Raw genomic sequence first — 18,864 nt, forward strand, 5'->3', positions numbered from 1 at the left:
ATGATTTTTATTGATAAATCTTTCGGTTGATTTTTTGTCTATGGACGGCCTGCCTCGGTATGGCTCCATTTTTTGGATGCTATTTGGGTTAGAATAGGGGGGATTTTCTATATTATAGCTCGAAAAAAGTTCAACACGATTCGGAGAACTGTGTGAAGAAAAAATTTGTTTTATTGTCTTTTTTGCTCATAGGTGCTTTGGCCCTTTCTGCTTGCCTATTCGATTCCGATGAGGATGGTCTCGGTAACTGGCTTTCGGACCAAGGGCTGCCGAATAGCTACAAGGTTCAGACGGTAAGCATCAATGGTCTTGTCCCGTCGGAGGTGGGGGCCTATAGGGATTCTACTCCGCTTATCATGAATAGCCGTATTGCCTTTGGTAATTCTGCCAACATGTCGCATGAGATGGCTCTTGAATTCCTTTATGTGGCAGATACCTCTTTTTTGAACCGCTTCAAAAATGCCGACACGATTGGCGCATATATTTCTTTCAATATGTACGCCCCGTTCTATAAGGATAAGAACATCCCTGTTGAACGTTTGCCTATTAAGGAAAAACTGAAGGTCCAAGTTAGCTGGACGCTCCGTAAAGGCAAAAGCAAGGCTTTTGTGGATAGTCTTGCTTCTGTTTCTGATTCTGCATGGCAGAGAGGAATGCAAAACTGGGAGCCGGATCTCGTCGTCGACACGACCTATTCCATCAAGGTGAAGAAGGCGGACACGTTGGTCTATTTTGATATGCCGGAAGCCTTCTTGGATAGTATCAAGACTTGCGATAAGGCTTGCCACCTGGAAGTGCGTTTCGCTGCTCCTGAGACCGAAAATTTGTATCGCTTCTATGCAAAAGAAAATAAGAAAGACCCCGTGTTCCGTATGAGGGCGGTGAAAGAGGGCGATACCCTTAATTATTTCAAGCAGTATCCTCCCTGCCGTATGGCGAACGTCGTTATCAGTAACGATTGCTCGGATTGTCTTGTCTTGCATGGTGGTGTCAAGGATTCGATTGTCTTTGAGTATCCTGCAGAACCGGTTCTTAATGCTTTGGCTGAATTTTATGGGGACGAGTTCCCGTATAAGGAAGGAGATGGCTACGATGTACGCCAGGCGGTCGTCCTTGCGCAGTTGACTTTTGCTCGCGACGATTCCGAGAGCGAGAATTATCTTGGTTTGCCGATTTTGGTTGCGGCCAGTTCCTTTGCCGATAGTGCTTCGGGTAAGGAATATCGCATCTCGGAACCTTATACCCGATTTGACAAGAAATATGTCGTAGCGAACGGCCACCAGAACATTGTGTTTTATGGTGGGGATTCTCTGACGCTCCAGGTTACGCAGGGCTTGCGTAATTTCCTCAATCGTGCAAGCAATGGTGCAAAACTGAAGTTCATGATAAATCTGTCCTACCCACAATTGCTAGATAATGATTCCTCTTTCCAGACAAGGATTGTCGAAGAAGAATTGATCAAGAAGAGAGTCTTTAATGGGGACACGATTGAAATGAAATATGCTAAAGGCGATACCGTTTATAAGTTCCTCAGCTATTACGATTACGCCCGCTATGATTTCTCCACCATGATGCAGAAACCGGCGACACTCAAGTTGTGGCTTGCCACCAAGCGTGGAGGTGATGATGAATAGGCTGTTGTGTCTTATCCTTTTTGCTGCATGCTTTGCCTCGGCTTCTATATTGGGTATAGAAGCTCTTGGGGAAGAAAATTCACTTGGTGGAATGGCGAATACTGCGGGTCGTGGCTTTGCGGGTGGTGCTAAGACAGGTGATGCCGAAGGCGTGTCCGTCGTGAACCCGGCGCGTATGGCTTTTGATACTAAGGTCGTGTTCAACTTGAATTTCTTCATTGACATGACGACTGCGGAAAACGATAATTCCACGTATTCTACGACGAATATCTCTTTGCCGTCGTTCAATTTCTCGTTCCCGATGGGGTCGTTCGGTGCAATGGGACTTTCCCTTTGGCAGCACTATGCATCCAATATGGACGAGGATATTCAAGATTCCGCGTTGAAAATGGATGCAGAGGTCAAGTACCAGGGCAGTGTCTACGAAATCGTCCCGGCTTATGCGGTGCGCCTGCCGTTCTTCCGCATGATGTCGTTGGGTGCATCGGCTCATTTTGTGATGGGCAATGTGGAACGCAGCTTGACTTTGGGCCCGGATAAAAGTGAAGTCAGTGAACGCGATTATTGGGCGACAAATGAATCCAAGGTGAACGACTTTGTAAGTGGAACCTGGGAAATCAAGAACCATCCGGCCTACTATACGTTGTCTACGCAGTTCCGTGGTCGCCAGTCGTCGTACTACTTCTCTTATACGACTCCGTATACGTTGCAGAACGATTTGACCTACAATTTGCGTTTTAGCCAACTGGATACTTTGATTCCTACTCGCAGTAGTCGCGAAATCGAGATTCCGGCCCTTTTGGCAACGGGCGTGAACTATCGCCTGTACAAACGCCATAACGTGATGATGGATTTGCAATGGCGCGCTTGGGACAGCGATGTCGAAAATATCGCAGGTGGCTGGGAAATGTCCAAGGTGACCGAAACACAGAACGATTTCATGGTTTCTCTGGGTTATCAGCGTGATGGCAGCCCGTTGTTCTATGATTCGTATTTGGAAAGGACGACATTCCGTTTTGGCGGCTGGATGAAAAGCTGGTACGTGAAGGATGTCTATGAATATGGTGGCTCTATCGGAGCCGGGCTCCCCATGGGTAAAAAGGGAACAACAATTGATTTGGCCTTGCAAGGGGGAAAACGCACTACAGGTGGGCATGGAGACTGGGAAGAATTGTTCTTCGGAATTCGTGTTGGCCTGATGGGCGTTGGCACTTGGGGACAGTCCCGCGCAAGGTAACCGCGAATCTGGATGATTTAAAGAGAAGGAGGTTCGAAAATGGCTGTTAAGAAGAATGCTAAGGATACGAAAACAGAGACAAAGAGTGTGAAAAAGGTTGCTGCCAAGCCGGCTGCTAAACCTGCGCCGAAGCCGGCGGCCAAGCCCGCCGCCAAGCCTGCTGTGAAGGCTCCTGCGAAGGCCGCTGCTAAACCTGTTGCCAAGGCTCCCGCCAAGGTTGCCGCTAAGGCTCCTGCCAAACCTGCGACGAAACCCGTTGCAAAGGCCGTTGTTGCCAAACCGGCCGCCAAGCCGGCTGCTAAACCTGCACCGAAGCCTGTTGCCAAGCCCGCCGCAAAGCCTGCTGCCAAGGTTGCAGTCAAGGCTCCCGCCAAGCCAGCAGTGAAACCTGTTGCAAAGGCTGTTGTTGCCAAACCGGCCGCCAAGCCGGTTGTTAAACCCGCACCGAAGCCTGTTGCGAAGCCCGTCGCTAAACCTGTAACAAAACCTGCAGCAAAGACTCCGGCTGCCAAGCTGGATCAGCCCTTCGACGCCGAATACCTTGTGCTCATGCAGAAAGATCCGAACTGGCTGCATGCCTTCTGGGAAGTTTCTGAAGAGAGAGTGAAACGCTCCAAGAATGGCAAGGGCAAGCTTGTGTTGCGCTTGTTCGACATCACGGACGACTTGACCGTACAGCGTAGCAAAAAGCGCAAGTTCCACGATGTGGAAGTCCCTGCCGACGCTCGCAGCTGGTATGTCGAGAATCCTGTCGGTAATAGCTGCATGGCTGTCCTCGGTTCCGTTGACGGGAATCAGTTCATGCCGATTCTTGAATCGTCCCCGGTGCTCACGTTCGACAAGAATGCTACAGTCCCGTCTTTCGACGACGAATTTGTCCGCGCTTCCTTGGGTGGCAGCGTGCAAGGGAACTTCATGAGTTCAGGCTTCTCCAGCACGACGGCCGAATCCTGGCTCAACAGCCTGCGTTTGGGCAGTTCCTCCGAATCCATGTTCTCCGGCGCACTTTCCAGTGCGGCGCTCAAGAGCAACGAAATTGCCGCTCCGAAGGATTCTGTCAACTATGGCAAGGATTTCTTCTTGTGGGTCAAGACGCGCTTGATTGTGTACGGCGGAACCCGTCCCGATGCCCATTTGCAGGTGCGCGGTGAACCGTTCCCGTTGAACCCGGATGGCACGTTCAGCTTCGAAGAAGATCTCCCGGATTCCACGAAGATTATCCCCGTGTTCGCCACCGACAAGGATGGCGATTTCCCGACGACAATCGTTCCTATCGTTGTCAAGCGCACGGAATAATTCAGTTTTTCGGGTGTTGTTAGCTTGTCTGCACCAGGCCAAATCCTTTTTCTGTTGCATGCGCACTTGCCTTTTGTGCGTCATCCAGAATGTGAACGCTTTTTTGAGGAAAACTGGCTTTTTGAGGCGGTTACGGAATCGTACCTGCCTCTGGTGCAGTCCATGCGGCGCCTGCTCGAAAAGGGCGTGCCGGGCAAACTCAATTTGAGCGTGTCCCCGCCGCTGATCGAGATGCTCCGCGACGAGAGCCTGATTTCAAAGATATCCGGCCATCTGCAGCGCCAACTTGAACTTGCCGAAAAAGAGGTCGCCCGTTTCAAGGACGGCCCTCAGGCGCATCTTGCCCGTTTTTACTTGGACCGTCAGCGTGCGCTGATTGATACGTGGGAAAACCGGATTGGCCGGGATTTGTTAAAGGAATTCAAGGCCCTGGAAGTTGCAGGGAAACTGAACTTGCTCACGTGTGTCGGGACGCACCCCTTCTTGCCTGCATACCAGAGCGACCCTGCTTCTATCCGTATGCACCTGGCCGCGACGGTATCTTGTTTTGAGCAGGCATTCGGGCGCAGGCCCAAAGGCGTTTGGCTCCCGGAATGTGGCTATTTCCCTGGGCTGGAACGTTATTTGGCCGAATTTGGCCTGAAGTATTTTTTCCTGGAAACGCACGGAATCCTGTTGGCGTCTCCGCCGCCCAAGTACGGCGTGTTCACGCCGCTCCTTACGCCGTCGGGGCTCTATTGCATGGGCCGCGAGCAGGCCAGTTCCATGGAAGTGTGGAGCCGCCGCACGGGTTATCCGGGGCATCCTGAATACCGTGAATTCTTCAAGGATATCGCAAGGGAGCGCGAACGCTCTTACCTAGGCGAGTATTTCTTCTCGGGCGATACTCCGATCGATTCTGGTTTCAAGTATTACCGTATTACGGGGAGCGAGCAGAAGGAATTCTATCGCCCGTGGAATGCGATGCGCCTTGTTCAAGACCATGCGCGACTGTTCGTGGCGAACAGGGAGGCGACCCTTTCGGATATCATTCCCAAGATGGGCGGAAACAAGGCCGCACTCCTTTGCCCATACGATGCCGAACTTTTTGGGCATTGGTGGTTCGAAGGCCCGCTTTTCTTGGAAGCGTTGTTGGAACGTGCCGCAGCGAGCTCTATCTTGGACTTCACGGGTGCCGACGATGTGATGGTATCCTCTGCCGACCCGGATGCCCATGAACCGGCTTTCTCTTCGTGGGGCGAGGGGGGATTTGCTTCGGTGTGGATCAATCCCGAGACAGAGAAATATTACCCGCTATCGTACCGTATTCGGGCGAGGATAGATTCCCTGAAACGCACGTCTTCTAAGGTGGATGATGCCGAAGTCGCGGCGCTGATGCAGCGCTTTGTCCACCAGATGGAACGCGAACTGATGCTGTTCCAGTCGTCGGACTGGGCGTTCATGATTCACAACCATTCTACAGAAGAGTATGCGAAACACCGGCTGGAATCGCATTACCTGCGGGCCGAATCGCTGTATGGTGAAGCCTGCATGGTGTTAGACGATTTCAAGGATTGCAAGAGCCTTGACCAGTTCGATACTTCTGTCTTGACGAAACTCGAATCCGAAGATTGCATTTTCAAGGATTGTCTCTAGTAGACAATCATGAACTTTTCGGCTTTGCCGCTGTTGCCCGCACGGAACCAGTAGACTCCAGGGGCCATTTTTTCACGGACTTTGTTTTCTTCGATGCAGAGAAGCGTGCCTTGGTATTTTTCGTGCATGACGATGGCTCCACGGCGGTTGCGGATTTCAACGTAGTCCTTGTCTCGCGGGAGCGGCGTAAAGCAGAGAGAGCCTTCGCGCCAGGGGGTAGGGTATGCCCTGAGCTTGCCGTTGGTGTAAAGCGTCTTGACAAAGTCGCTTTCTCCAAGCCTGCTGAAAATCCAGATTGTGGAATCTGCGCTAGACATGGTGCTGTAGATGGAGTCTGCCGTGTTTGTCGATTTGATGGGAACGATGCTTGCTTTGCCTTTGCGGTAGATGGCCGCACTTGCATCCCCTTTGTAGCGGGTGAAGTCAGGATACCCTCCGGCATAGTACGAAAACAGGAACCTTGTAGTATCGGGCTCAAAGGAGGGAACGTTTGCGTAGCGGATAGTTGTCCAGTTGCCCTCGTCGGCGTAGACCCAATCCGTTTTGTTGATTGCGGAACTGCGGCTGCCCGAGAAAGAAAGGCGTACAGCGTAATCATGGAATACGGAGTCGGCATTGAGCTTTTTCTTGCTCAAGTACTTTGCGAGATGGATGTCGAAACTTTGCTCGTGATTTTGCTTGAACCCGTTCCAGATTTCTTTGTCGAATTTTTTCTCGACATTGTTGAAAAGGTAAAGGTAGAGGGTGCTCATTCCGTAAGCGTCTGAATCGGCAAGGGAATTGATGGGGGTGCCTATCTGTTTGAATGTGTTGGCGATATATCCAAAATAGTCGTTTACGTTGGGGTCGCCCAATTCTTCGACCCCTGTGGCCGAGGCTTCGAACCAGAATGTCCAATAATTAAACATGTTCAGGTAGCGGAGTTGGCTTGCATGGTACATCTCGTGGAATGTGGTTATTCGAATGGCCTTGTCCCAGTTCTTGCTGAAATCTTCACCTGTTGTTTGCTGCGTGAGCGGAATGGATGCTTCGATGTAGGTACACTCGGGATTGTTCGCCATGCTTTTTCGGTTACCTATTGAGCTTATGTATTTGAAGTCGTTGTCAATGAATAGCTGGGTCGTGTCTGTCGTTATCTTGTTTTTGGGAAGGGTGAGCCCGAAGCAACCTCCGCAAGTTTGTCCGAGAAATATGGAAGACGCGTCACGGATTAGATCGACGTCAATGATTTCGACGGGATAGAGTCCCTTGTCGACGTCTTCGTTGAAATGGTGTGTCTTTGTCGAGCCAATCGGTTGGCTCATGCCTAGTTCTTTGGTGTGCATCGTGTATGCACGTTCCAGGTTTACAGCTACACTGTCGACGAATGCTTTCTTTGTGGCGTGGGGGCCTTCTAACGTGTAGAATATCTGGAAATGCTCCGTCTTTTGCGAAAGCACTTTGTTGTAATAGTTTTCGGCAGGACAGTTTGCAATTTTGAACAGGTCCGCTTTTTGTGTGTGTGCCTGTAGCGGGCCCCTGTTGTACTGCTTATGGTGGAACAGGTTTGCCGTTGCGCAGTTTCTGCCGTGAGCGAATGCTCCGGTACAAGCGATGAGTATGCCAAGAATTAATGCTGTCAGACGCGTCATTTTGCCCTGTCGAGAATTGCCCTTGCGCGGTTCGTGATGGCGTCCGGGACGGTGAGGGGTTTCTGGTGGTGCGGCTTGGTTCGTGCGTCGACGATGAAGGGCGGCTGGATGCTCCAGTGCTTATCGCGGAATTCCTCGTTCAGGCCGTGTGCATCCTGCGCCGGGTCGGAGCGAGTGAATGTCATCCAGAGGAAATCTCTCAGGTCGATGTTTTCCGTCGTGTCGACAAGGCTCACCCAGGGATAGTTTTCGCGGTAGCCCCAGTTTTCGATGCCCTTGCGGAACGCGTCCAGGTCGGCATCCGCATTTGCGTGGATGGCGATGGTTCCGGGCAGAATGACCTTCGGGCTGTCGAAACCGTCCGCTAGGGGGAGCGAATCTAAATCGTGCGCGTTGTTGCGGAGAATCCGTCGGGGTTCGCCGACAGCGACAATGACGAGTTTGGATCCGTGATTCAGCTTGGTGCCCGTGTAGTCCAGCGTGTCAATGGTCGTGGATGTCTGGAAATGCAAGTCGCGACCGAAGTCGATGCGCTCGAGAACATGCGTGAAAAATTCAGGAATGTTGTTTACGTCCAGTTCGGGATTGTCCTGCTTGGCCGCAAGAATCAGGTATTTGGAAAGGCTCACCTGGTTAAAGCCAAGGAGCGCGTTTGCAATCTTCAGGATTCCCAGGGGTTCCCTGCCGCTGTTGTATGGGCATTCCTTTTCGCTTGCGATGGCAAGGCATAGGGAATGGACTCCGGCATCGTCGACCGCGTTGATGGCGTGGACGCCGGGCACCGAGGCGGGCACCATCGGCCTTGTCACCTGGTGGATGAACTTGCCGAACAGGGTGTCTTCTTGCGGGGGGCGACCGACGACAGTGAAGGGGAAGATGGCATTCTTTTTGCAGAGCACCTTCTTCACGTTGATGTAGGGGAAGGGGTGCGTAGCGGAGTAATAGCCGATGTGGTCGCCGAAGGGGCCCTCCGGCTTAAGTTGCGGAGCAACTTCGCCGAGGATGCAGAAATCTGCATCCGCGGACACGATATAGCCATCATGGATAAAGTAGCGGAACCGCTTGCCACCGAGCATGCCGGCAAACACCAGTTCCGAGAGGTTCTCGGGCATAGGCATGATGGCGGCTATCGTGTGAGCCGGAGGCCCGCCCACGAAAATGCTCACCTTGAGTGGCTTGCCTGCTTCTATGGCGGCTTGGTGGTGCCTTGCAATGTCCCTGCCCAACTGGTAGTGCAGTCCGCATTCGTTTACCATGTAGCTGTTGCCCGAAATCTGGATACGGTACATGCCCACGTTTGTCTGCAATATGCGTGCCTTGGGCGATGGCCGCGTGGCGACCTGCGGTAGCGTGATGAACGCACCGCCGTCTTCGGGCCAGCACTGGATTTGCGGCAGGTCCGCGAGACTGCATTCCTCGAAATCGTGGATGCTCCCGGCTTTGAGGGGGAGGCTCGCCTTGCCGGCCTTGGCCGCGCGGTACCAGCGGAACGGGTTGAGGCTCCTGAAAAAGCCTGCCGGGTTGGCCTTGAACGCCACGGCATCCGTTACCGATTTCACCTCTTTGCGGAACAGGTATTGCATGCGCTCTTGGGTGCCGAAGATGTTGCATGCGGCGCGGAACCGGGAACCCTTGACCTTCTCGAACAGAATAGCCTTGTCGCCCCGTGCGAACGCTTCGCGGGCGATGGCTGCCATTTCGAGATTGGGGTCTACCTCTTCCTTGATTCTTTTCAGCATCCCCGCTTTTTCAAGATCCAGCAGGGCCTGTTCGAGGGAGGTGTACATGGGCCTACCCCGCGGTTGCGCTGGAATCTAGGCTTTCGAAAGACTGGGTCTGCTTTTTCGCTTCGACAGCGAGTTCGATTTCTTGGGCTGCCTTGCGGGACCTCAGTGCGTAGATGACGTGCGTCTTGTCGATCAGGTCCTTGAATTCGCTTTCCGAAATGTCGGTAAAACCCTGGAACGTGAACTCGTCGCAGCAGGCAGTGAAGCCGCCTTCGGCTTCGAACCAGTGCGTTGCCGTGAAGCCGCGGAACGGGCCTTTTTCGAGACGGACCATCAGCTTATTGCCGGTGACGGCACCGATGATGCCTGTCCAAGAAATAATCTTGAACCCGGCGACAATGGTGTACTTGATTTTTTCGCCAGCGACAAGTTCTTTGGGGAGGGTGTAGTGTAAAACGGGGTTGGCACCGATAGCCAGGTTCAGGGGGGCGAATGTGAGGATTTCCTTAACGTCTGCCAGGGAAAAGTCTTGCCACGATGTCTGACTCATTTGTACCATACATGACAAAGATAATAAAAAAAGCCCTTAAAAACGAAGAAAATGGCATCTAAAATACCTTTTGCTTGCGCTGGTTGCCTTAACGGCTTGATGGACAATGAGTTGACGAAATGAAAAAAAAGCCGCGGGGCGATAACCCCGGCGGCGGATAATATCGGGAAATGATTTGTTAGAGTTCTTCCACGGCGTTCGCGTGGAGGTTCTGCACAATGTGTTCCTGACGAGCGGGCGTGTTGTTGCCCATGTAATATTCGAGCATCTTGCCGAGGCTTGCGTCGGGCGGAATGTTCACGGTTTCGAGACGCATGTCTTCGCCGATGAACTGGCCGAACTCTTCGGGGCTGATTTCACCGAGACCTTTGAATCGGGTAATCTCGAGGTCCGTCTTGCCGATGTCGCTTGCGGCCTTGTCCCTTTCCGATTCGTCGTAGCAGTAGCGGGTCTCCTTCTTGTTCCTCACGCGGAATAGCGGGGTCTGCAAGATATAGAGGTGCTTCTGTTCCACGAGTTCCGGGAAGAACTGCAGGAAGAAGGTCATCAGGAGCAGGCGGATGTGCATACCGTCCACATCGGCATCGGTCGCGATAATCACCTTGTCGTAGCGCAGATTCTCGAGCCCGTTTTCGAGGTCGAGCGCGTGCTGCAACAGGTTGAATTCCTCGTTCTCGTACACGACCTTCTTTGTCATGCCGAAACTGTTGAGAGGCTTACCGCGCAGGCTGAATACGGCCTGGGTCTGCACGTTCCTTGCCTTGGTGATGGAACCGGATGCAGAGTCACCCTCGGTAATGAAGATCATGGATTCGCGGTTGAGCGCGTTCTTGGTGTCGGTGAGGTGGACCTTGCAGTCGCGGAGCTTGCGGTTGTGCAGGTTCGCCTTCTTGGCGCGTTCGTTCGCGAGTTTCTTGATGCCTGCGATTTCCTTGCGTTCGCGCTCGTTCTGGTTGATGCGGTTGAGAAGCGCTTTCTCGGTTTCGGGGTTCTTGTGCAGGTAGTTGTCGAATTGGCTTGCGACGTAGTCAACGACCCAGGTACGCAGCTGCGCGCCGCCGGGGGCGACCGTCGTGGAGCCGAGCTTGGTCTTGGTCTGGGATTCGAAAACCGGTTCCTGGATGCGCACGGAAATGGCACCGATGATGCAGTTGCGAACGTCGGAGGGGTCCAGGTCTTTCTTGAAGTGGTCACGCGCACCCTTGACGATGCCTTCGCGGAATGCCTGCTGGTGGGTACCGCCCTGGGTGGTGTGCTGGCCGTTCACGAAACTGTAGTAGTGTTCTCCGTACTGGTTACCGTGCGTGAACGCGCATTCGATATCCTTGTCCTTGAAGTGGATGACGGGGTAGCGGATGGAATCGTCCACGTGCTTCTGGAGCAGGTCCAGAAGGCCGTTCGGGCTCGTGTAGGGCTTGCCGTTCATGACGAGCGTGAGCCCGTTGTTCAGGTAGGCGTAGTTCCAGACCTTCTCTTCCATGTAGGCCGGGAGGTAGCGGTAGTTCTTGAAGATATCCGCATCCGGCTCAAAATAGATTTCGGTGCCGTTCTTCTCGTTGGTGGCGCATTCCCTGTATTCCTTGATCAGGACGCCGCGGCAGAACTCGGCCTGCTTCATGCGGCCGTCGCGGAAGCTCTTTACGATAAACTTGGTCGAAAGTGCGTTCACGGCCTTGGTACCTACGCCGTTCAAGCCGACGGATTTCTGGAACGCCTCGGAATCGTACTTACCGCCGGTGTTAATCTTGGAAACGCAGTCGATAACCTTGCCCAGAGGGATGCCGCGCCCGTAGTCGCGGACCCTGGCGGAGCGGTCTTCGATGTCGATTTCGATTTTCTTGCCGGCACCCATCACGAATTCGTCGATGGAGTTGTCGATAATTTCCTTGACCAGAACGTAAATACCGTCGTCGGGGCTGTTGCCGTCGCCCAGTTTGCCGATGTACATACCCGGGCGGAGCCGGATGTGTTCGTGCCATTCGAGGGATTTGATACTTTCTTCGGTATAGTTGTTCGCTACCATGGGAATCCTTTAAACTTTTTGCGGGGAGGGCCCTGTCGGCAATTTCCCCGGACAGGGAACAATATAGAAAATTTTCAGCTAGTGCACTTACGTTCACTGATTTTTAACATAAAAAAGACTGTGTCTTGCGAACACAGCCTAGAAAATGCCTTTTTGGGAGTAGAATTAGAAGTTGATGTTCAGATGGAGGTCGTAATACATCTGGACGTCGTCGTAACCATAGAAGTCTTCGCCGAACTGGAACTTGCCAGAGAAGTCAAGAGAGAACATTTTGCTGAACGTAAAGACAATGCCGAGGTACGGGGCCACAGAGAGGTCGCCAGTCCTGTTTTCGCCGACGTTGTCGCCGTCAATGGTTTTCTTGCCGAGGTACATAAGCAGATCGATACCAATATACGGGGTCAGCAATTGGGTCACTTCGAAATCGCCTTCCACACCGAGGTTAAGGGTCCAGGGCGGAGTCGTCTTGTCGTCGCCTCTGGTTTCCATCAGAAGGCCGAGTTCGGAGCCGAAGTTCAAGATGCCGAATTTCTGGGAGAACTGGGCGCCAAAGTGGAAGCCGAAACCGTCACTCTGGCCAATAGATTCTTCGCCGATGGGGAGGCTCACATCCAAGAAGGCGTTCATAATGGGCATGAACTGGTAGCGGACCATAATCGGGAGGTTGTAGATGCCGTCGGGGCCGTCAACTCCGTTGTTGTCGGTGAAAACCCTGTATTTGAAGATTGTTCCCAATTCCAAGTTCTGGATGATGGTAAAGCGTACGCCAGCGTAAATGTCGTCCATGCTGTCGTCATCGCTCGGCATGCCGTAGACTTCGCCGATTTTGACCTGTCCATTGTGGGTGTTGAGGACCGGGAATTTGTCCCAGGTTGCGAAGGATGCGGTTGCCACGAGAGCGGTGGCGAGGATGATTTTCTTTAGCATAGTGTCTCTTTTGGTTGTTGTTTATAACTAAAATCTAACAAAAATGAATGTTTTTTGGAAGATTTGAAAAGATGGGTGTGATATAGCGCAAATAGTGGAACTTTCTCGCCGTTTTTTGTATATTAATCGCCAATCAGGCGAATGTCCTGTGCACTTTCGGGTGCATTTGTACATCCCGGGCAGGGGCTGCCGGCCTCCAACGGTCACGGCGGGTATGCTTTTTCTAGGAGGCCCCTTGTGTGTTCTGGGTGTACGCCGCCGCTTGCTGCGGCTTGTTTTCTATTAGTGGTTCTTTTCCTATGTATCTTCGGCCCCGTCGGGGGCTGGTGTGCACCGTCGCGCGATGTTCCTGCGCGTACTGGCACCGTATCGCTTGATTTTGTCGATGCCACGCTTTCGGACGTGGCGCGCAGCCTCTCGCTGGCGTACGATACGCCCATCGTCGTTGACGAGGGGGCCGAGGTGCCGGTGACGCTGCACCTCGACAGCGTGGGGCTGCTGGAGGGGCTTTCCGCGATTTGCGGGGCGCACGGCCTCGAGGTGGTCAAGGACGGCCGTGTGTTGTATATCCGCCGCGTCCGAGAGCGTGGCGAATCTGAGTTCGCGGTGTCGGATTCCGGTGTTTCGCTGACCGTGAAGGAGAAGGACGTGGTTGAGTTTACGTCGGAGTATGCCGCGAATACGGGGCTCAATATCCTTGTGGAACCTGATGTGCAGGGCAAGGTGTCGGGGCGGCTGAGGAACATGCCCGCCGTGGCGGCGTTCCGGGCGCTGATGGAGTCGCAGGGGTTTGCTGTGCGCTCCGAGGGTGGTTGCTTGCGGGTGTCGGTACGCCGCGACCGGGCGGGTCCAGAAAGCGCGTCCGTGTTCCGCGACGATTCCCTGTATTCCGTTGACCTAGCCGCAGTCCCCTTGGCGAGCGTCCTGCGCGAGATCGCGGCGGCTGCCGGGTTGAACCTCGCGATGTACGGCGACATGCAGGAGCCGGTGCGCCTCAAGTTTGACCGCGTTCCGCTGCGGGATCTCGTCGGGGCGGTATTCCGGGGGAGTCGCTACGCCTATGTGCTGGATTCTGCAAATTTGTTCGTAGCCGAAACGGGGGTGCGCAATGCGCTTTCGCAGACGCGCCTTTATCCGCTGAAGTATATCGATTCGGAGAAGGCGCTTGCGCATCTCTCGAAGTTTATGCCTGGGAATAGTTTCGTTGCCGCCGAGGTCAAGGAACAGAACGCGCTGCTCCTGGGTGGCGTGCCAGAAGAAATCGCGATGGCCGAATCGCTCCTGGTGCAGGTGGACCTGCCGGCGCTCCAGGTGACGCTCTCGTGCATCATCGTGGAGATCAAGCGCAGCAAGAATTTCGAGATTGGCTTGCGAGGTGGGAACGCTCGGAAGACCGCTGCGGGGGATATCGGGTTCCGGGGTTTCTTTGATTTTTTGGGGAAGGACTTGTCGAAGTCGGGGGCGTTTGGGAAGGTCGGATTCTTGCCGGACCGCTTCGAGATGGAACTTGCGAGCCTTGAGGAAAACAACATGGCCGAGGTGCTGGCGCGTCCGAGGCTTACGACGCTGAACGGGAGCAAGGCGGAGCTGAACGTGACGAATACGGTCTATTACTTGGTGAGCCAAGTCTCGGCGGACGGTTATCCGATTACGGATTACCGCTCGTTCAACGACGGGATTTCGTTGGAGCTCACGCCTGTCGTGACGCGGGAGGGGAGTATCACGCTGGAGGTGTCGCCCGAAATCAAGACGGCCGGGCGGAGCTCCGGTGACGGCCCGCGCGACATCAGTACGCGGAACCTCAAGACATCCGTGGTGTTGCGCAACGGGGAGACGCTCTGCCTCGGCGGTCTGATGCGCAAGAACAAGTCGGAAGTGCGCACGGCCGTGCCGTTCTTGGGGAGTCTCCCGCTGGTGGGGCGGCTTTTCAGTTATACGTCCACGCAAGACGAACTGAGCGAACTGGCTATCTTCATAACGCCTGAAGTGGAGCTCTCACCTGCGGGAGGCTCCGATGTTCCGTAGGCTGGTCGTTGCGCTGGAGCGCGTGGGCGGTGTCGGGGCTTCCTTGTTTACTTGGGAAGTGTCGGTGCCGTTCAACGATGAACCCGGGGAGGCCCGACTCCGCGAAGAGTTTGCGCGGGAATTTCCGGAGTCGTCTGGCCGCGGCCGCCCCTGCTTTTGGAAAATGGTCGCCTTCAACGGGGATTCGGGAAGGAAGGTGCGTTACCTTGTTGCGGTGGCGGCTGCGCCTGTCGACGGAATGCGTCGGAAGTTCGACCGCGTATTGCCCGAGGGAATCGCCCTGTACGGAATGGCCGACCGCATTATCCGCAGTAGCGATGCCACGCACGGGAATGCGCTATTTTCGTTCTTGTGTGGAAGTCGCTTGGTGTTACTCGTGCTTTGCGAGGGGAGGCTTTGCCATTGGTCCGAAGAGGAAGGCTATGAAGATGGCTTCGGCGGTAGAGCCTATGCCGAGCGAATGGAGCGGTTCCGGCAATTCCTAGCCCGTGACGAGTATTTGGCCCGGGGTTGCCCGTACAGTGAATTCCGGGAGCGGGTGGACCCGGCAACGATGCAGGGGGAGTTCCGCAGGGCCGCGCGGGATCCGTTCTGGCGGGGGCTGGACTTGGACAATGCCCCGAGGGTGCGCCCGCTTGCCCGGCGGGCCGCACTCGCATTTTTGATTGTGGCGGTGATTTCTTGTACGCTGGGCTCTTTTGCGGCCTTGTTTTGCAATGGTCCTTTTGCAGAGGGCTATGACCAAAATGAGCCTTATGATATCGCGCTGGCAGACCCGCCCGCGCTTGTGCCTGCCGCAGATGAAGTCCGGGATACATTGTATCGGGCTCGCTTGCACAAAATATCCCGCTTTCATCGTGGGCCGCACTATAAATCTGATTTCAAAGCGAAGTGTGCCGCTCCGCCGCTCAAGTTGCGCAGCGTCGTACAGGGCGTCCTTTTCCAGGGAGATGTCGGGGGAATGTTGGGTTGGTACCGCCCCGGCGATTCTGTCGGGGCGTTCATCGTGGATTCCGTCGGTCGCGATGGAGTGTTCCTCAAATGCGGTGGGAAAAGGGTGGTTGTGTCACATGAGGAGTAAGCGGGGAATGGTGCTTTCGGTAGTCCTCGGGGTCGCGCTGGTGGTTACGCTGATGCTGTCGGGGCTTCTGCGCATGCCGTTTGCTGTTTCGCGGTATGCGCACCGCAAGGCGGAAAGCGTCGCCGAGGTCTACCGGGCGGAATCAGCCCTGCTGGCGAGCCTCGCAGGGTTCCCGTCGGGGTATTTCGATAGCCTGCCACCCGTATCGCAAGGGGAACTGGGACCGTGGGGAATGTGGTCTACTCCAGTAGAGAATGGGCGCATGACGCTCCTTGTCGGGATGTCGCGTGCGAAGGCTCCGTGGCCCCGCTATGCGGAATGGGCCGACGGTGCCGAGCTGTACCGGCAGGGATTGCGTGAACGCATTGAATCACATGCTCGGCGGCTCTCGGGTAACCGACGCTTCTTTAGGCCGGAGGTGAACATGGAATACAGAATCGAGGCGGGGGACCTTACGTTCGATGCGGATGGGCATGTTGGGCGGGCCGCATTTTACGTGGAGGGCTCCGCCTTGTTCAAGGGCAAACTCCACGTGGATACGCTGCTTGTGTATGCGGAAGGGCCTGTTACCGTGAGTGGACTCTTTAATTCCGACTGGGTCGAAATCTACAGCGGGGAGATTGTGCGGGTGGAGGGTTCTGCAACGTTGCACGGGCATGTCTGGGGTCGCATGGGTGTGACTTTTTCCGGGAAGGCGACAGCATCGTTCCCTAGTGTAATCCTTGCTATGGGTTCTTCTATTTCAGATGTGTTGGTACAAGGCCATGCGAAAATCGAGGGCGTCTTGGCCGCTCCCAACGGGCACATGGATGTAGAATCTACGGCGCGGTGGGATTCTGCGGGTGCCCTTTTCCCTATTTACGTGCAGGGGGTTCCCGTTGCGTTTGAACAGAAAATGTCGAGATAGAGGCTTTACGTTGGTCGAAGTCCTTGTCGCCTTGTGTGTGTTCTCTTTTTTCGTTGCCTCTACAGGGCAATTTTTCCGTGCGTTCCATGCAATGCGGGCTCGGGAACGGGCCGCGGCAATGGCGCTTGTCGCCGCTACGGGCTACGTGGAAATGGCTGTTGCAAAGCCCCCTCGGTGCCTAGATACGAACTTTGTGGTTGCCCGGGAACAGAATGTTATTTTATCTGTGGGGCAGACCGTGCTGCCAGGAAGGGTGGGGATGCTGTGGCTGTCTGTGGAGGCCGCCTCGGTTCCGGTGAGTCTGTTGCCCGGCCCTGTCCGGCTGAGGAGGCTTGTCTATTGTCGTTGAAGTCGGGCTTTACGTTAATCGAGATGATGGTCGCCATGGCTGCGGCATCCATCGTCGTCTTGTCCGCCTATGCGTTTTTGGGGGCGAGCGCTCGTACGTTCAATCTATCGGTGAAGGCTTACGGCGAAGAATCGGTTGCGCTTGTCCGGAGCATACAGCAGTCTCAACAGGGAATTCGCTTGATCAAAACCGGGAAAAATAAAAGGGCGAGCCGGATGACTCGCCCGAACTGACCCTCTTGGTCCGACCTATTAGAGGACGGTTACCTCTTCGGTCGAAATCTTGGCGGACTTTTTCTTGGCCTCGATACGGGCCTTGTGCATCTCGACCAAGTTGCTCACGAAGTGCATGAAACTCAGCACGCCCACAGAAAGGAAGCCGACAGAATACAGGGCGAGGAACGGGCCGATGATGAACTTCTGGGCGCCGATGTATTCGAGAAGACCGAAGATGCAGTACACGCCCACGCCCAATTCGACAATCGCTTGCCACGGGAACTTCTGGGCATAGTGGCTCTTGGCCTTCTTCTTGGATCCGCCGCTCTTTGGGGTGCGGACGAAACTACCTTTGGTACCGATAACTGCCGAGAACACGGCGCGGGAGTTGCTCACTGCAATGCCGACACCCAGAGCCATGAGGATGGGGAGGCTCAAGAGGCGAATCTTCCAACCGGTGTAACCGGAGCAGCGCTGGGCAACAAAGTAAAGAACAGAAGGAGCGATAGCGGCGAGGAAAATGAAACTGAACCCGATGGTGTAGCCCCAGCCCGGGATGTGTGCGACCGGTTCAAAGAAGGCAAGCAACGGCCATGCGCAAAGGGCGGTAAACAACATGCAGGGGTGAATCGAATAGTGCGTCGTGTGGAGGATGGCGCCAATCTTGACACGGAGAGGAACCTTGGCCTTGAGCACGCGCGGCAAAATCTTGATGGCTGTCTGAATGGAGCCTTTTGCCCAGCGGAACTGCTGAGCCTTGAACGCGTTGATGTCGTTGGGGAGTTCGGCCGGGACGATCACGTCGAAGACGAACTTCATGCGCCAACCGGCAAGCTGGGAACGGTAAGAAAGGTCCATGTCTTCGGTGAGCGTGTCGCCTTCCCAACCACCGCCGTCGTAGATGGCCTGCTTGCGCCATACGCCTGCGGTACCGTTGAAGTTCATGAAGAGCTTGCCCCAGCTACGGGCGGACTGTTCCACCACGAAGTGTCCGTCGATACCGATGGACTGGGCGAGCGTCAAACCGGATTCGGTGCGGTTCAAGTGGCCCCAGCGGCCCTGGACCAAACCAATCTTTTCGTCCATCACCAGGTAGGGGATGGTCTTGAGGAGGAAGTCCTTCTCGGGGACGAAGTCCGCATCGAAAATAGCGAGGAATTCGCCCTTTGCGATAGCCATGGCTTCTTTGAGGGCACCGGCCTTGAATTCGGCGCGGTTCGTGCGGTGAATGAGCTTGATGTCGTAGCCCTTGGCTGCCAGTTCGGCGACCTTCTTCTTGGCTACTTCGTAACATTCGTCGGTAGAGTCATCCAGCACCTGGATTTCGTGCTTGTCTTTGGGGTAGTCGATGGCGCACACGGCGTCCAGAAGGCGCTCGACGCAGTTGGCTTCGTTGAATACCGGGAGCTGGGTAGTGACTTGCGGAAGTTCGTTGATGGAGTGTTCGCGGTAGAACTTGAGAATGGCCTTCTTGTCGCTGAGTCGTGTATGACGGCTATTCTTCAGGAAGAGATAAATGCTGTAGTAACAGCTGAACCCGTATATGACCAAGCCTACGCCCGCGATAACGTAGACGACAAACATTGCGTATAGAAGAACAGTACTCATTCTATAAAAAACCTTTGCA

At 54.5% G+C, this 18,864-nt stretch carries 15 protein-coding genes; 9 read left to right on the forward strand and 6 right to left on the reverse strand.

The window, feature by feature from the left end; translation table 11 throughout:
* Nucleotides 1-152 precede the first annotated feature (152 nt).
* The 4 genes from Q0Y46_RS00265 to Q0Y46_RS00280 are packed head-to-tail and all read left to right on the forward strand — an operon-like array spanning nucleotide 153 to nucleotide 5,802.
* Complete coding sequence (locus Q0Y46_RS00265; protein ID WP_295678380.1) at nucleotides 153-1,634, forward strand: hypothetical protein; 1,482 nt, start codon at nucleotides 153-155, stop codon at nucleotides 1,632-1,634.
* The gene (locus Q0Y46_RS00270) at nucleotides 1,627-2,871 is read left to right on the forward strand and encodes a hypothetical protein (RefSeq protein WP_297943577.1); all 1,245 of its coding nucleotides are present in this window, start codon (nucleotides 1,627-1,629) and stop codon (nucleotides 2,869-2,871) included. Before Q0Y46_RS00265 ends, Q0Y46_RS00270 begins: the two co-directional genes overlap by 8 nt.
* A gap of 39 nt (nucleotides 2,872-2,910) precedes the next feature.
* Nucleotides 2,911-4,167, forward strand: a complete 1,257-nt coding sequence (locus Q0Y46_RS00275; RefSeq protein ID WP_295678384.1) for a DUF4912 domain-containing protein — start codon at nucleotides 2,911-2,913, stop codon at nucleotides 4,165-4,167.
* Between the two features lie 54 nt (nucleotides 4,168-4,221).
* The gene (locus Q0Y46_RS00280; RefSeq protein WP_297944006.1) at nucleotides 4,222-5,802 is read left to right on the forward strand and encodes a 1,4-alpha-glucan branching protein domain-containing protein; all 1,581 of its coding nucleotides are present in this window, start codon (nucleotides 4,222-4,224) and stop codon (nucleotides 5,800-5,802) included.
* Here the strand turns inward: Q0Y46_RS00280 and Q0Y46_RS00285 are convergent.
* The 5 genes from Q0Y46_RS00285 to Q0Y46_RS00305 form a co-directional block, all read right to left on the reverse strand.
* The gene (locus Q0Y46_RS00285) at nucleotides 5,799-7,433 is read right to left on the reverse strand and encodes a hypothetical protein (RefSeq protein WP_297943580.1); all 1,635 of its coding nucleotides are present in this window, start codon (nucleotides 7,431-7,433) and stop codon (nucleotides 5,799-5,801) included. The two genes, Q0Y46_RS00280 and Q0Y46_RS00285, sit on opposite strands and share 4 nt — an antisense overlap.
* Nucleotides 7,430-9,220, reverse strand: coding sequence for a UbiD family decarboxylase (locus tag Q0Y46_RS00290; protein WP_297943583.1), 1,791 nt, complete (start codon nucleotides 9,218-9,220; stop codon nucleotides 7,430-7,432). The genes Q0Y46_RS00285 and Q0Y46_RS00290 overlap by 4 nt, the downstream gene beginning before the upstream one ends.
* A gap of 4 nt (nucleotides 9,221-9,224) precedes the next feature.
* Nucleotides 9,225-9,719, reverse strand: coding sequence for a hypothetical protein (locus Q0Y46_RS00295; RefSeq protein WP_297943586.1), 495 nt, complete (start codon nucleotides 9,717-9,719; stop codon nucleotides 9,225-9,227).
* Between the two features lie 169 nt (nucleotides 9,720-9,888).
* Entirely contained in the window at nucleotides 9,889-11,733 is a 1,845-nt protein-coding gene (locus Q0Y46_RS00300) for a DNA topoisomerase IV subunit B (RefSeq protein ID WP_297943589.1), read from the reverse strand.
* Between the two features lie 165 nt (nucleotides 11,734-11,898).
* A complete protein-coding gene (locus Q0Y46_RS00305; protein WP_295678392.1) occupies nucleotides 11,899-12,660 on the reverse strand; it encodes a transporter in 762 nt (253 codons plus the stop codon).
* A gap of 285 nt (nucleotides 12,661-12,945) precedes the next feature.
* On the opposite strand from Q0Y46_RS00305, the gene Q0Y46_RS00310 reads away from it, so the two are divergent.
* From Q0Y46_RS00310 to Q0Y46_RS00330, 5 genes are read left to right on the forward strand one after another with little or no spacing between them, the layout of a single operon-like run.
* Nucleotides 12,946-14,685 carry a type II and III secretion system protein gene (locus Q0Y46_RS00310; RefSeq protein ID WP_297943592.1) on the forward strand — a complete coding sequence of 580 codons (1,740 nt, stop codon included), beginning with the start codon at nucleotides 12,946-12,948 and terminating at the stop codon, nucleotides 14,683-14,685.
* Complete coding sequence (locus tag Q0Y46_RS00315) at nucleotides 14,675-15,766, forward strand: hypothetical protein (protein ID WP_297943595.1); 1,092 nt, start codon at nucleotides 14,675-14,677, stop codon at nucleotides 15,764-15,766. Before Q0Y46_RS00310 ends, Q0Y46_RS00315 begins: the two co-directional genes overlap by 11 nt.
* Nucleotides 15,767-15,773: 7 nt before the next feature.
* Nucleotides 15,774-16,673: a hypothetical protein gene (locus Q0Y46_RS00320; RefSeq protein ID WP_297943598.1), complete on the forward strand. Its 900-nt coding sequence runs from the start codon at nucleotides 15,774-15,776 to the stop codon at nucleotides 16,671-16,673.
* Nucleotides 16,651-17,022: a type II secretion system protein gene (locus Q0Y46_RS00325; protein ID WP_297943601.1), complete on the forward strand. Its 372-nt coding sequence runs from the start codon at nucleotides 16,651-16,653 to the stop codon at nucleotides 17,020-17,022. The genes Q0Y46_RS00320 and Q0Y46_RS00325 overlap by 23 nt, the downstream gene beginning before the upstream one ends.
* The gene (locus Q0Y46_RS00330; protein WP_295678399.1) at nucleotides 17,013-17,255 is read left to right on the forward strand and encodes a prepilin-type N-terminal cleavage/methylation domain-containing protein; all 243 of its coding nucleotides are present in this window, start codon (nucleotides 17,013-17,015) and stop codon (nucleotides 17,253-17,255) included. The genes Q0Y46_RS00325 and Q0Y46_RS00330 overlap by 10 nt, the downstream gene beginning before the upstream one ends.
* A gap of 18 nt (nucleotides 17,256-17,273) precedes the next feature.
* Here Q0Y46_RS00330 and Q0Y46_RS00335 read toward each other — a convergent pair whose 3' ends face one another.
* The gene (locus Q0Y46_RS00335) at nucleotides 17,274-18,845 is read right to left on the reverse strand and encodes a glycosyltransferase (RefSeq protein WP_295678400.1); all 1,572 of its coding nucleotides are present in this window, start codon (nucleotides 18,843-18,845) and stop codon (nucleotides 17,274-17,276) included.
* Nucleotides 18,846-18,864 lie beyond the last annotated feature (19 nt).

It is taken from the genome of uncultured Fibrobacter sp., assembly GCF_947305105.1.
Lineage (GTDB): Bacteria > Fibrobacterota > Fibrobacteria > Fibrobacterales > Fibrobacteraceae > Fibrobacter.

Bases quoted from the DNA above. Each gene is read 5' to 3' on its own strand.
- Q0Y46_RS00270 (WP_297943577.1), top strand. From the start codon at position 1,627: ATGAATAGGCTGTTGTGTCTTATCCTTTTTGCTGCATGCTTTGCCTCG.
- Q0Y46_RS00275 (WP_295678384.1), top strand. From the start codon at position 2,911: ATGGCTGTTAAGAAGAATGCTAAGGATACGAAAACAGAGACAAAGAGT.
- Q0Y46_RS00335 (WP_295678400.1), bottom strand. From the start codon at position 18,845: ATGAGTACTGTTCTTCTATACGCAATGTTTGTCGTCTACGTTATCGCG.
- Q0Y46_RS00305 (WP_295678392.1), bottom strand. From the start codon at position 12,660: ATGCTAAAGAAAATCATCCTCGCCACCGCTCTCGTGGCAACCGCATCC.
- Q0Y46_RS00320 (WP_297943598.1), top strand. From the start codon at position 15,774: ATGGTGCTTTCGGTAGTCCTCGGGGTCGCGCTGGTGGTTACGCTGATG.
- Q0Y46_RS00315 (WP_297943595.1), top strand. From the start codon at position 14,675: ATGTTCCGTAGGCTGGTCGTTGCGCTGGAGCGCGTGGGCGGTGTCGGG.
- Q0Y46_RS00295 (WP_297943586.1), bottom strand. From the start codon at position 9,719: ATGGTACAAATGAGTCAGACATCGTGGCAAGACTTTTCCCTGGCAGAC.
- Q0Y46_RS00290 (WP_297943583.1), bottom strand. From the start codon at position 9,220: ATGTACACCTCCCTCGAACAGGCCCTGCTGGATCTTGAAAAAGCGGGG.
- Q0Y46_RS00285 (WP_297943580.1), bottom strand. From the start codon at position 7,433: ATGACGCGTCTGACAGCATTAATTCTTGGCATACTCATCGCTTGTACC.
- Q0Y46_RS00300 (WP_297943589.1), bottom strand. From the start codon at position 11,733: ATGGTAGCGAACAACTATACCGAAGAAAGTATCAAATCCCTCGAATGG.